General features: G+C 64.3%; 12 protein-coding genes and 1 tRNA gene. 7 read left to right on the forward strand and 6 right to left on the reverse strand.

Annotated features, from left to right (window positions below; translation table 11 throughout):
* The first annotated feature begins 72 nt into the window (after positions 1-72).
* On the forward strand, positions 73-969 hold the full coding sequence (xerD, locus tag ACE1EY_RS03930; RefSeq protein ID WP_370299540.1) for a site-specific tyrosine recombinase XerD: 897 nt from the start codon (positions 73-75) through the stop codon (positions 967-969).
* A 62-nt stretch (positions 970-1,031) separates the two neighbouring features.
* A complete protein-coding gene (locus ACE1EY_RS03935) occupies positions 1,032-1,838 on the forward strand; it encodes a DsbC family protein (RefSeq protein WP_291513216.1) in 807 nt (268 codons plus the stop codon).
* Positions 1,839-1,914: 76 nt separating this feature from the next.
* Here the strand turns inward: ACE1EY_RS03935 and fdxA are convergent, their stop codons facing one another.
* From fdxA to ACE1EY_RS03950, 3 genes are read right to left on the reverse strand one after another with little or no spacing between them, the layout of a single operon-like run.
* Entirely contained in the window at positions 1,915-2,238 is a 324-nt protein-coding gene (gene fdxA, locus ACE1EY_RS03940) for a ferredoxin FdxA (RefSeq protein ID WP_291513215.1), read from the reverse strand.
* Between the two features lie 44 nt (positions 2,239-2,282).
* On the reverse strand, positions 2,283-2,837 hold the full coding sequence (locus ACE1EY_RS03945) for an NUDIX hydrolase (RefSeq protein ID WP_291513214.1): 555 nt from the start codon (positions 2,835-2,837) through the stop codon (positions 2,283-2,285).
* The gene (locus tag ACE1EY_RS03950; protein ID WP_373928040.1) at positions 2,834-3,709 is read right to left on the reverse strand and encodes a L,D-transpeptidase; all 876 of its coding nucleotides are present in this window, start codon (positions 3,707-3,709) and stop codon (positions 2,834-2,836) included. The genes ACE1EY_RS03945 and ACE1EY_RS03950 overlap by 4 nt, the downstream gene beginning before the upstream one ends.
* A gap of 146 nt (positions 3,710-3,855) precedes the next feature.
* On the opposite strand from ACE1EY_RS03950, the gene ACE1EY_RS03955 reads away from it, so the two are divergent.
* Entirely contained in the window at positions 3,856-4,437 is a 582-nt protein-coding gene (locus ACE1EY_RS03955) for an outer membrane beta-barrel protein (protein ID WP_291513212.1), read from the forward strand.
* A gap of 69 nt (positions 4,438-4,506) precedes the next feature.
* Here the strand turns inward: ACE1EY_RS03955 and dksA are convergent, their stop codons facing one another.
* Both dksA and ACE1EY_RS03965 read right to left on the reverse strand, forming a co-directional pair.
* Positions 4,507-4,908, reverse strand: a complete 402-nt coding sequence (dksA, locus tag ACE1EY_RS03960; RefSeq protein ID WP_370299541.1) for an RNA polymerase-binding protein DksA — start codon at positions 4,906-4,908, stop codon at positions 4,507-4,509.
* A 291-nt stretch (positions 4,909-5,199) separates the two neighbouring features.
* Positions 5,200-5,284: transfer RNA gene (locus ACE1EY_RS03965), tRNA-Leu, on the reverse strand.
* A gap of 89 nt (positions 5,285-5,373) precedes the next feature.
* Between ACE1EY_RS03965 and ACE1EY_RS03970 the strand changes: the two genes are divergently transcribed.
* Genes ACE1EY_RS03970 through ACE1EY_RS03985 form a run of 4 tightly spaced genes read left to right on the forward strand, consistent with a single transcriptional unit; the run spans position 5,374 to position 10,328 of the window.
* Positions 5,374-6,108: a TSUP family transporter gene (locus tag ACE1EY_RS03970; RefSeq protein WP_370299535.1), complete on the forward strand. Its 735-nt coding sequence runs from the start codon at positions 5,374-5,376 to the stop codon at positions 6,106-6,108.
* Positions 6,109-6,121: 13 nt separating this feature from the next.
* Complete coding sequence (locus ACE1EY_RS03975; protein ID WP_370299536.1) at positions 6,122-7,390, forward strand: MFS transporter; 1,269 nt, start codon at positions 6,122-6,124, stop codon at positions 7,388-7,390.
* Positions 7,391-7,398: 8 nt separating this feature from the next.
* Positions 7,399-8,460: a hypothetical protein gene (locus tag ACE1EY_RS03980; protein WP_370299537.1), complete on the forward strand. Its 1,062-nt coding sequence runs from the start codon at positions 7,399-7,401 to the stop codon at positions 8,458-8,460.
* Positions 8,445-10,328, forward strand: a complete 1,884-nt coding sequence (locus tag ACE1EY_RS03985) for a M14 family zinc carboxypeptidase (protein ID WP_370299538.1) — start codon at positions 8,445-8,447, stop codon at positions 10,326-10,328. Before ACE1EY_RS03980 ends, ACE1EY_RS03985 begins: the two co-directional genes overlap by 16 nt.
* Here ACE1EY_RS03985 and ACE1EY_RS03990 read toward each other — a convergent pair.
* Positions 10,265-12,283 (reverse strand): DUF3488 and DUF4129 domain-containing transglutaminase family protein (locus ACE1EY_RS03990; protein WP_373928041.1); only part of this gene is annotated, 2,019 nt, incomplete at its 5' end. The genes ACE1EY_RS03985 and ACE1EY_RS03990 overlap by 64 nt on opposite strands.

Raw genomic sequence — 12,283 nt, forward strand, 5'->3', positions numbered from 1 at the left:
CGCTCGGCTGGTCGGCTCCGGCTCCACGCCGGACTGCTTATCATGTGCGCCATGATTCCTGTAGCCCGCGAGTTGCCCACCGAAGATGCCGCACTGATCGATCGCTTCATCGATATGCTGTGGATGGAACGCGGCTTGTCCGATCTCACGCTAACCGCGTATCGCAGCGATCTGGAGAACGCCGCCCGCCATTTCCGTCAGTACGGATCAGGATTGCAGGCAGCCGACGTCGCTATCATCCAGGGCTATTTGGGGCAACGCTTGCAGGCTGGGAACAAACCCAGAACCACGGCTCGCAAGCTGTCGAGCCTGCGGCGGTTCTATCGTTTTCTGGTCCGCGAGGGCGTGACGCAGGTCGATCCGACGGCGCTGATCCAGTCCCCAAGACTAGGCCGGCCCCTGCCGAAAACCCTAACGGAAGGCGATGTCGAGCGCCTGCTCGGTGCAGTGCCGACCGCATCGGCACTGGGCCTGCGTGATCGCACCATGCTGGAAACCCTGTATGCCAGCGGTCTGCGGGTGTCAGAGTTGGTTGGCTTGCAGATTCATGAAGTGAATCTGCGCCACGGGCTGGTCCGGGTCACCGGCAAAGGTGGCCGCGAGCGTTTGGTGCCGCTGGGAGAAACCGCTGCGGACTGGCTGCAGCGTTACTTGCGTGAGGCGCGTGGCGAGCTGATCGGCGCAGGCGTGAGTGACGATCTTTTCCTGACGGCGCGGGGTCGTCGCATGACGCGCCAGAACTTCTGGCGAATGATTAAACAGCGCGCGGTGCTCGCGGGTATTCAGGTTTCGATTTCGCCGCATACGCTTCGGCACGCGTTTGCCACCCATCTGTTAAACCACGGCGCCGATCTCCGGGCGGTGCAGATGTTGCTGGGTCACGCAGACTTGTCCACGACGCAGATTTATACTCATGTCGCCAAGGCAAGACTCGCCGAGTTACATGCACGCCACCATCCTCGCGGATGAGCGGTTGTGAACAGGGTCTGTCCGGCACGGTCCTACACCACAAATCCATTGCAGTGAATTCCATGAACAGACGACTGCCTGCGGGCATCCTTACCGTGATCGTCCTGAGCCTGGCCGCAGGTTGTGGCGAAGCCGGACAGAATAAATACACCGCCAAGGCAGAGGTGGAGTCGACTCCGAAGACAGAGGTCGAGGAACCGGTTGCGGCCACACCGGACGGTGCTCCCAGCGTGGAGTTGCTGACCGCGGTTTATCCCAGTCTCGACCCCGAGACGCTGCGCGAAACCGCGGCCAGCGGACTGTGGGAAGTCAACCAGGGTACGGCTTATGGCTACCTGACTCCCGACGGGCGTTATCTGATTCAGGGTGATCTGGTCGATCTCCAGACCGGCGAATCGCTCACCGAGCAGCGCCGCAACGAATCACGCAAGTCCGTGGTCGACCAGTTCGATGCGGATCAGATGATCAGCTTCGCGCCCAAAGGCGAGACCAAGCATGATTTGTACATCTTCACTGATGTCGATTGCGGGTACTGCCGCAAGCTGCATCGGGAGTTGGACGACTATCTCGCCAAGGGTATTGCCATTCATTATCTGTTCTACCCGCGTAGCGGGCCCGGTTCGGCGTCGTTCAAGACGGCCGAATCCGTCTGGTGCGCGGATGATCGCCAGGCAGCCCTGACCCGCGCCAAGGCCAATCAGAGCGTTGAACCGAAGCAGTGTGACAACCCGATCATGGCGCAGTACATGGCCGGCCAGCAGGTTGGCCTGCGCGGCACGCCGATGATCCTGCTCGCCGACGGCACGGCGATTAACGGGTACATGCCGGCAGCGCGGCTGGAAGAGCGGCTCAAGGCGGAAGGGCTCTGATCAACCCGCCGTCGCTAGACTCATAAAAAAGCCCGGCCTTACAGGTCGGGCTTTTTTGTGCCTGCCGCAACGGTGGTCAGCGCTCGAGCAATTCCAGCTTGTTCGGTTTGCCGTCCCACTCGGTGGCATCGGCCGGCGGGTCTTTCTGCTCGGTCAGAACCGGCCAGGACTGCGACAGATCGGCGTTGAGCTCGAGGAAATGCGCCTGGTCCTCCGGCAGATCATCCTCGGCATAAATCGCCTCGGCCGGGCACTCGGGCTCGCAAAGCGTGCAGTCGATGCATTCCTCCGGATCGATCACGAGGAAGTTCGGGCCTTCGTGAAAACAATCCACCGGGCACACCTCCACACAATCGGTGTACTTGCACTTGATGCAGTTTTCGGTGACGACGAAGGTCATTCGGTACTTCTCCGGATCACAAATCGGGGCGATATGTTAACGGATCAACGGGGTTTGCGGGCAGGCCGGCGTATGGTTTTCGTCAGCGGCCCTGTGGAGGTCAAATCTGCGCCCGCCGTGTCCACATAATGCTGCAAGGTGACCTGCATGGTGGGGAACGCCAGACTCTCCCAGGGAATATCGGCCGGGTGGACCAGCTTGGTCTCCAGGCTCTCCGGCCCGGGGTGATGTGCTCCGTCGACCAGCGTGCCCCGGTAGATCAGGTAAAGCTGGCTGATCTGCGGAACATCCAGCACTGCGTAAAGGCTTGGGTCTCGCACTGTCGCCTGGGCTTCTTCCATGGTCTCCCGGGCCGCGCCCTCGGCGGCGGTCTCCTCGCGCTCCATGAACCCTGCTGGCAGCGTCCATAAGCCGTGGCGTGGTTCGATAGCACGCTTGCAGATCAGTACCTGTCCCTCCCATTCGGCCAGGCAGCCGACGATGATCTTCGGGTTGATGTAGTGGATGGTCCCGCAGTGATCACAGATGTGACGAGGCAGGGTATCGCCTTCCGGAATCCGGAAATCCACGGCTTGCGCGCATTGACTGCAATAGTTCATAGCTTGTGTATCGATTCCAGCGAATCCACGATCCAGACGCCGTCGCCGGAGCGGAGTGTGCCCGCGACCGTCAGGATGTCTTGCGGCAGCATGCGGATACAACCACGGCTGACGGCGGCACCGATGGTAGCGGGTGCGTTGGTGCCGTGAATGCCAATCGACTGGCCCAGGGCGATGAAATGGCTGCCTAGCGGATTCGACGGGCCTGGCGGCACGCGTCTGGGCAGAGACTCGCCACGCCTGGCTGCGTCGCGATGCATGGCGGCTGTCGGGTACCACGTTGGGTTCGGGGTCACGGACACCACGCTGCGACGGCCAACCGGTGTGGCATGCCCCAGGCGGCCGATCGCGATCGAAAATCCGCGTATCCCGTCCGGTGTCTTCAGCCACAGTCGGCGATCGGCGCGGACGACGAGTACCTGGCTGGCCGACTGTTGCCACCGGGAAAAGCCGATGGCGTCCGGGAACCGGTCTGCCCTGGGGGGCGGTAGCGGCATCAGCGATCGGGGACGCACCGGCTCGCGCCGCGGCTGCGTGGCGGCAACCGGTGGCGGTGTCAGAGTGATCGTCCAGCGACCGTTGATGTCTAGATTCGCCGTTGTATCGACCGACCATTCGCCCGCCGGTGTCGCGAGACTGGCCAGCAGGCGCTGCCGCGCCGCGCGGCGTACGGTTGGCGTTAGCGGCATTCCAAACAGTGGCGCGATGGCTTGCCGGGCCGCAGCGTTGGATTCCGGGCTGAACTGGATGGAGCGTATCGTGTTGCCTTGCTGCGTCTGCACCACGCCCAGCACCGCTGGCGGAAACAGCGAGAGGCTGAGGAGCACGACACCCAGCGTTGATCGCGGCGGGGCTGTTCGTCCCGTGATCACGGCGCATTCTTCCTGCAAGCGGGGTAGAAACAATGGCCGGAATGGGCGATGATCGACACTCATGGAAGGCAGGCGCATTGCGGCATAAATTACAGCAGATCGCAATGCGGCGGCCGATTTTGGATAGGCATCATTGGGGGAGACCGATGAAGAAGTTTTTGGTGTTGACGGCAGGCATGCTGGCAACAGGGAGCGCAGCTGCAATCGACGATCTGCATTTCTACGTAGGTCTGGACCAGGCGGAGCTGGATGTCGTCTCCATCGTGAATGTCGGTGCGGATGGTGACCCGAACACGCCACAGACAGCGCGAGCTGAGGCGGATTCGTCGATGATTCGTCTGCGGGGCGGGGTTGCGATCAATGAAAACCTCGCGTTGGAGGTGCAGTACGGCTTCGAAGGCGACGACACCGACCTGTCGACCAATCCACCGCAGGTGGCGTTGGAAAGCTACCTGGGCATCTTTCTCGTGCCCAGCGCCTACCTGACGGACTACCTGCAGCTTGAAGTGCCGCTAGGTTATGGTCAGGTGGAGTTCGACGGCGCGGACGAAGAAGGGGACCGTGCCTACGGCCTGAATCTGAACCTGTACCCGCTGCGCATTTTCAACGATGAAGGCTCCAAGCTGATCTCGCTGAGCGGCGGTTTCATGGTGTACTACCGCGCAGATAGTGAACGCGTGGACGGTTACAACTTCGGGCTCAAGGTGCTGTTCGGAAACGACGAATAGCTCACCAGATCGCGGACATAAAAAAGCGGGCCTAAGCCCGCTTTTTTTATGGTGATTTCCGCCTGGCCATCAATCCCGGTACTGCGCCTGGATCTGTTCCGACGTGTCCTTGGCGTCAATGCAAAGCGTCGCGGTTGGCCGTGCTAGCAGACGCGGGATGCCGATCGGCTCACCGGTCTGTTCACAGTAACCGTATTCCTTGTTGCGGATGCCTTCCAGCGCTGCGTCGATCTTGCGGAGCAGCTTGCTCTCGCGATCACGCAGGCGCAGGTCCAGCCAGCGCTCTTCCTCGGTTGCGGCACGATCCACCGGGTCGGCGGCCGATTCGCGATGATTCAGGCGCTCGCGGATCTCGCGCTCCCGCTCCAGAACTTCCTGGCGCTGCTCCATAAGCCGCAGCCGAAAGAAGGCGAGCTGCGCCTCGTTCATGTATTCGTCATCGGACATTGCCCGAATCCGCTCCTCGGTCAGCAGGTCGTCGTTGGCGCCCTTGGCACCAGCCGCATCTGCCCGCGGGGCGGTCTTTTTCTTTGCGTTGGCCATGAATTCTCTAACCCACTGTAAATTCACACAAACCGCACCAGATCACTGGCGTGCATGCCATCTGAACTGCGCGACGGGCGCGAGACGGTATATCAAAACGCGTGACAGGTCTATGACGTTCTGATAGCGCGGGCGATCTGACGGGTCGAGCGGCCCAGGTGCGCGGCTGCGGCCGCGGCGATCGCAACGCCAATGCATGCAGGGAGGGAGAAGATCAGGTGGTGGGCCAGGTGAGAATCGAACTCACACTCCCGAAGGAACAGCATTTTGAGTGCTGCGCGTCTACCAGTTCCGCCACTGGCCCGATGGGCGCGTATCTTACATCACAACGCGACGCGAAAGGTCTTCCGCTAGGATCAATCCCATGGGGATATCTGCGAAGAAAACGCCACGATGAGCGCTGTGGATATTGCGCTGGCGGCCATCGTGCTCGCCGGACTGATGATCCAGACCATGACCGGGTTCGGATTCAACGTGGTCGCGGTGACGCTAGGCGCGTGGCTGTTGCCGATCAAGACGTGGTTGCCGATTGTGGTGGCGCTCAATCTGCCGATGTCGGCCTGGGTGGCCTGGCGCAACCGTGGCGATATCGATTGGACGTTGTTACTGCGCCGCATTCTTCCAGTGATGGCCGTGGGTTTCGCCGCTGGCGTCGCGCTGGCGTTCGTGTTGTCCGGGGATGTGCTGAAGCGGGCGTTTGGCGCGCTGGTCGCCGCGCTTGCCCTGCGCGAACTGATTCGCCTGCTGGGTCAGGCGGTGGAGAGGCGCGAGGCGGCGGCGCATCCGGCCAGAGTCTGGGTGTTACTGGCCGGCCTGGTGCAGGGTTTGTACGCCTCGGGTGGGCCGTTGCTCGTGCATGCGCTGAGCCGCGTGCAAATCTCACGCAGCCGCTTTCGCGCAACCCTGATGACCATCTGGTTCACGTTGAACTCCGGGTTGTCGGTGGCGTATCTGGTGGGCGGTTTGTGGACTACGGATATGGCGGTCCGAGCAGCTTGGCTGCTGCCTCTGGTGCCTATCGGTCTCTGGGTCGGCGATTGGTTGCACCATCACGCCTCCGAACGCGGCTTTGCGGTGGCGGTTCAGACTGTCCTGCTGGTGGCCGGTTTGGGTTTGGTGTTTGGCTGATGAGGCGACCTACATGAACAGCGAACCGGGCCAACAACCCCGCGGCGTCTGGGCCTGGGCGCTGTACGACTGGGCGAATTCAGCCTTCGCCACGTCGGTGCTGGTGGCCTTCTTTCCGGTGTTTTTCGCCCGCTACTGGGGTGAGTCTCTCAGCGGTCAGCAAAGCACGTTCTGGCTGGGCATCGGCAGCGCCATCGCCAGCCTGCTGGTCGCGCTGCTGTCGCCGGCTCTGGGCGCGGCGGCTGATCAGGGCGGTTTGAAAAAAAGACTGCTGGCCGTGATGACGGCGCTGGGCGCGGCCGGCACGGCGGCGCTTTGCTGGATCGGGCCAGGTGCCTGGGGCTGGGCGATGACGGCCTTTGTCGTTGCCCAGGTTGGCTTTGCACTGGGCATTTCGTTCTACGACGCCCTAATCGTGCACGTTTGCCCGCCGGAAGCGCGTCACCGGGTCTCGGCCCTGGGCTATGCGCTGGGATATCTGGGCGGCGGTCTGTTGCTGGTGCTGCATGTGGTGATGACGCTGCACCCCGCCTGGTTCGGATTGCCCGACACCACCGCGGCGGTGCGGGTGGCCTTCGCGTCCGTCGCGGTCTGGTGGGTGATCTTTTCGCTACCGCTGTTTCGCCGTGTGCAGGAGCCGCGTCCGCAGCAGGCTGTTCCCTGGTGGTCGGCGGCCGTGGCGGGGGTTCGCGAACTGCTCACGACGCTGCGGCGCGTCCGCAGCTATCCGCAGGTATGGACCTTTCTGATCGCTTACTGGCTATACATCGACGGTGTTCACACCATCGCGCGTATGGCTGTGGACTACGGGGCCAAGCTGGGCTTTGAAACCAATGCGCTGATTCAGGCGCTGGTCATCACCCAGTTCGTCGGCTTTCCCGCCACGCTGATCATGGCCCGGTTCGCAGGCCGAATCGGCACGCGCAACGCGCTGTTCGCCGGCATCCTCGTCTACGTCGGCGTCACGCTCTGGGGCTTTTTTCTCCAGACCGAGGCGCAGTTCTACATCATGGCGGCGGTGATCGGCCTGGTGCAGGGCGCGGTGCAGGCCTTGTCGCGCTCGTACTACTCGGTTCTGATCCCGGCGGACCGGGCGGGCGAATTCTTCGGTTTCTACAACATGATGGGTAAGTTCGCCGCGGTGCTGGGCCCGGTGCTGGTCGGCGTATCCGCCGTGCTCACCGGCAGCTCGCGCGTGTCGATCTTGTCCATCCTGATCCTGTTTGTCGGCGGTATGGTGTGTCTGGCTCGCGTGCGCGGGCCGGGGGAGCGAACGCGATGATGTCCAGTATGCAAAGACGACTTAATCTGGCGGCCGCCTGTGTCTGCCTGGCCGGTGTGATGCCTGGAGCGGCCATGGCTGAGTCGGTTTCGGCGGCGCGGCATGCGGCGCTACAGGAGCGGCCGCTCGTTCGGGAGATCGAGGCCTCGCTCCGCGCCGAGGATTGGGCATCGGTGTACCAGCGGATCGAGGCGATGGGCGCCGAAATCCCGGCCAACGCAGAGCAGGAGCTGGTTGCCTACCGGCTGGCGACCGGGTTGCAGGCAGCGCCGATGGCGGAATCAGGCCGTCGCTGGCTGCGGGCCGTGGCGCTGTGGCCAGTGGTGACGACCGAAGCGTTGCCGGACGCCGGCCACGGTATTCAGGTGCCGGCGTTCCCGGCGACCCATGCGGCCCGTACAGCCCTGCGCGTCTGGCAGGCCAGGGATGACGCTCAACGTCTGCGTGAAGCGATTTCCACGTCGCAATGGCCGGGTACGCTGTCGCCCAACGGCGAACTGCTGGCCCGCTTGGGCGACGCCGAGTACGACGCCCTGTACGCGCTCTGGCCCAGCAAGCGGCAGATGCCTGCCGACTGGGCCTTGCGCTGGGCAAGCAGCCGTCCCGACGCGGAACGTGTGGAACGGTGGCTCTGGGCCGAGTCACAGACGGACACGCCCAGCGCGCAACGTCGGCAGCGTGGATTCGCCAGCCTGGCGTCAGCCGGTGATGCGGCCGTCTTTGATCAGCTTGCTGCGGCCGTGAGGGCGCACCCGGACTGGACCCCGCTCTGGCTGGCGGCGCTGGGCGAACTCAGCAGCCTAGAGGCCCGCCGCGAACTGCGCTGGTGGGCAGGCGACCCGCAGTTCGGGTTGGACGCACTCCAGGCACAGGCGCGCTCCGAGTCTGGGCGTGAGTGGATTCGGGAGCAGATTGTTGCCCGTGGCGACCAAGCGCCGGAGCAAGTGCTGCGTCGCATGCTGATTGTCCTGGTCCACGCCGGCGAGGAGGCGTTCCTGCGAGACTGGGCGGCGCAGCCGTCGTCGCCCCGGCCGCTCAAGACGGAGGTGCTGGCATGGCTCGGCGATTAATCCCGGCGCTGGGCGCTGCATTGCTGGCCATGCCGGTGGCCGCCACCGTGCAGACCTACGTCGAATCCAACCCCGGTACGAACCAGATCGCGCTGGGTTATCCGGTGCCCGAGCCGGTCAATAGCGTGACGCCGGTCAACGGCTTTCGTGCCTACGGCAGTTTGCTCGCGCGGCATCGCGATCTCGCGGCCAGCCCGGTGATTCGCGAAGAGCGCATCGGCACGACGACGGAAGGTCGAGCGATCTGGGCCTATGTGGTTGGCGATGCAGACACGCGGCTGGCCGATGGCAGTGGATCGGAGGGCGTCGTGTTGTTCAACGGCGGCATCCACGCCCGCGAGTGGGCCAGCCCCGAGGTCGCCACCGCGGTGCTGGAAGCCCTGGCTGCAGGTGCCGAGGACGGCGGTTTCACCGAATTTCTGGTGGATCAGGTCGAGATCACCATCGTGCCCGTGCTCAATGTCGATGGTTTCATCCAGACCCAGCGCACGCCGACACAGGTCTTGCGAACCACATTCAGCGGTGATCCGCCGAGCTGGCCACGTGATGGCCGGATGCGGCGCAAGAACATGCGCGGGGTCGATGCCGAACTGACCACCGAGTCCGACGCATTGCTGGGCGTGGACGTGAACCGCAACAGCAATCCGTTCTGGGCGCAGAGCTCGCAGTCCAGCCACCAGACGGGCTCGCTGGTCCATCACGGCAGCGGGCCGGGCAGCGAGCCGGAAACGCGGGCGATTCAGGCCGCTGCCGAGCTGGTCGATGCCAATCGGCTGCGGTTCTTCGTCGACATCCATTCCTTTTCACGCGTGTTCTTTGGCGTGAACACCGGCCACGCGCGGCGTGATGCCATAACCCGGTCGCTGGTCGATGCCGTGCGCGCCGCAACCACTGGGTATGGATACGATCCCACGCCGGCCGGTGTGGGGATCGGGTCGCTGGATGAGTACTTTGCGTACAGCTATCAGATTCCCGCCTACACCCTGGAGATTGAACCCGGCGGCAACGGTGCAGCCGATTACGGCCACAATGGGGTGACCCATGACGGGTTCGTTCTCCCGGAGTCGGAAATCTCGCGGGTTCGTCAGGAGCTCAGCGATGCGTTGTTGCTGGGCGCATACCGGCAATCCGGCCCGCCAGTGGTGCTGGCCTCAACCCTGCAGGCCGGCACCGGCGATATGGTTTATGCCGGTGATTGGATACCCGCCGGTACGAGCGGTCGCAGCGAGACATCGACGCGGCCAGACAGTCTGCCGGCCGGTGAGATGACGTTGCGGATTGTGTTCGACCGGCCGATGCGGGCCGTGGACGGCGGCAGTGTGGTGCAGTATCGCGGCCAATCCATACCCTTGCTGCCGACGGTTCGGTTGGTCGGGCTGGATGCCGACGGGCAGAACATCGAGTTCGCGGTGCCGGCAGGCATGATGCGCTGGTCGGCTGCCGCAGAGTCCACCCGCTATCAGGCCGATACGCTGGTCGTGGCGTTGTCGGCGGCGGCGGGTTCGGAGTTGTCCACGGCCGCGCAGCTGGACCTGGTCGTGGATGCGCAGGACTTGTCTGGTCAGCGGCTGGACGCCAATCCCGCGACGGTGGCGACCTGGTCCGATGGCGCCTGGTCGGGCTATGAGGATGCCGACGGACGTGAAAGCGATCAGGGCGGCGCCAGCGCGGCCTTTCGCCTGGTTGGGGCCGGCCTGGCCGAGCCCGCACCGTCAGGTGGGGCGGTGAGTTCGGGTGGCGGTTCGGGCGGTCTGGGACTCGGCGCGCTGCTCGGACTGGGTTTGTTCGCGCTGGCGCTGCGTATTCAGCGACGTCGCAGGTTTTTCTCCGCCCGTCGCAGTGGCTCGAGGTCCGCTCGCTCGGCGTAGCGAACCGCCACATAAGCCCGCGCGAGATCGCGGATACGGGGTGCCATGGCCGGTGAGAGGCTTGTTGCCCGCGCCGCAAAATCCTGCGGGCCTTCGTGCGCAAGTGGGCCGAGCCCTTGGCGATCCAGGCGCTTGATGGCGCGATTCCAGATCCGGCGGGCTTCGTCGACGGGTTCGGCGCTGCGCGACTGCCATAGCAGCCAGGCGCCCAGCGCCGAGAGCATCACCGTGATCAGGCCGGTGAGCGCCAGAATCATGCTGCGCCAGTCCGGCAGGCCGATGCGCGACAACACCGAGCGCTGCAGCTCCGGTCCGTAGGCCAGCACCCAGTAGTTCCATTGTGCGTTGACCGCATCCCATCGCAGACGCATGGCCTCGATGATGTTGCCGGTGCGGCGGGCGAAGAACGGCACCGGCTCGCCTGCGGGCAGGGCTGCACCGAGGCCGACCTCGACCCGGTCCGGCGCCACCGCCGCGGTGGGGTCGATGCGTGTCCAGCCCGCACCTTCTAGCCAGACTTCGGACCAGGCGTGGGCGTCGGACTGCCGCACGATCATGTACTGGCCGTTGCCGTTCATTTCGCCACCTTGGTAGCCGGTGACCACGCGCGCCGGCACGCCGGCTGCCCGCATCAGCACAACGAACGAGCTGGCGTAGTGCTCGCAAAAGCCGCGGCGGCTGGAAAACAGAAACTCATCAACACTGTTCTCGCCCAGCAAGGGCGGGCGCAAGGTGTAGACGAAGGGTTGTTCGCCGAACATCTGCAATGCGCGGTCCACCAGACCGCGGCCGGACAAGCCTTCGTCGCGCCAACGCTGGGCCAATTCGCGCGTTCGCGGGTTGCCCTCACGCGGCAGGCTGAGGGCGATGCGGTGAGGCCAACTGTCCAGTACAGGGTCAAGCCGGTAGTCCTGCACCGATTCCACCGTGTACAGCATGCGTTCGCGAATCGGCTTGCGTGATACCAGCTGTCGGCTGGGCGTCATCCGCGCTTCAGGCGGGGTGCTGGCGGGCATGTCCAGCGCCAACATCCAGTGATGACGGTGGGCCTCTAGCGTCACCTCGTACCGTACTGGGTTGGCGGTGTCGGTGAGCATGCCGGCCTGCAGGTTGTTGGGACGGACGCCGGGTTCCCAGGTCCGGCCATCGAAGGTCCACAGGACGGGGCCGCGCCAGTACCGGGCGTAGCGGGGCGGCGGGTCGCCGTCAAAGCGAACGCGAAACGCCACCTCGTCGGATCGCGACAGTTCGGAGATATCGCCTGGCGACATGTTCTCGCTCAGGCCGGTGACCGCGTTGGCCCCGGAATCCGAAGGCAGGCCCCACAGCGGGCCAGGTATGCGCGGGAACAGCACGAACAGCACCAGCATCAGCGGCAAGGCCTGCGCGATCAGCACCGCGCCGGTGCGCAGGCTGGTCCGCGTTGACAGGCTGCCGTCCGGGTGATTGATGTCGACCAGCACCGCGGTGATTAGCACGCCGCAGACCAGGAGGAACAGAATCATCGGGATGCTCTGATCGAACAGGAAGTGCGTGCCCAGCAGGAAATAGCCGAGGAAGGCCAGAATCGTGTAGTCCCGCAGAGTGCGGGTTTCGGTCAGCTTCAGCGCCACCATCAGCACCAGCAGCGCGGCGCCGGGCGTCTGGCCATTGATCGAGCCGAACGAGGCCAGCACCGCGGCGAAGGCCAATGCGGCCAGGCCCGCACGAACGAACAGGCCCGGCATCCTCCAGCCACGCCGTGCCACGCCCAGCCGCCACAGCATCATCCCCACGGCGAATGCCGGAATCCACAACGGCAGGTTGCGTACATGCGGCAGGATCACGATCGCTAGCACGGCAAGCAGACGTGGCAGGCAGCGGTCGGACACCGGCGGCATCACGCCTCGTCTGCTCCGTAAAGTGCCAGTGCGGTGAGGCAGCGCGCGCAGTGCTCGCTGCCGGTGTCGGCGGCG

Origin of the sequence: Abyssibacter sp. (assembly GCF_964229365.1) — a bacterium.
Classification (GTDB): domain Bacteria; phylum Pseudomonadota; class Gammaproteobacteria; order Nevskiales; family OUC007; genus Abyssibacter.

Bases quoted from the DNA above. Each gene is read 5' to 3' on its own strand.
- ACE1EY_RS03985 (WP_370299538.1), top strand. From the start codon at position 8,445: ATGGCTCGGCGATTAATCCCGGCGCTGGGCGCTGCATTGCTGGCCATG.
- ACE1EY_RS03935 (WP_291513216.1), top strand. From the start codon at position 1,032: ATGAACAGACGACTGCCTGCGGGCATCCTTACCGTGATCGTCCTGAGC.
- fdxA (WP_291513215.1), bottom strand. From the start codon at position 2,238: ATGACCTTCGTCGTCACCGAAAACTGCATCAAGTGCAAGTACACCGAT.
- ACE1EY_RS03980 (WP_370299537.1), top strand. From the start codon at position 7,399: ATGCAAAGACGACTTAATCTGGCGGCCGCCTGTGTCTGCCTGGCCGGT.
- ACE1EY_RS03970 (WP_370299535.1), top strand. From the start codon at position 5,374: ATGAGCGCTGTGGATATTGCGCTGGCGGCCATCGTGCTCGCCGGACTG.
- ACE1EY_RS03945 (WP_291513214.1), bottom strand. From the start codon at position 2,837: ATGAACTATTGCAGTCAATGCGCGCAAGCCGTGGATTTCCGGATTCCG.
- ACE1EY_RS03975 (WP_370299536.1), top strand. From the start codon at position 6,122: ATGAACAGCGAACCGGGCCAACAACCCCGCGGCGTCTGGGCCTGGGCG.
- ACE1EY_RS03955 (WP_291513212.1), top strand. From the start codon at position 3,856: ATGAAGAAGTTTTTGGTGTTGACGGCAGGCATGCTGGCAACAGGGAGC.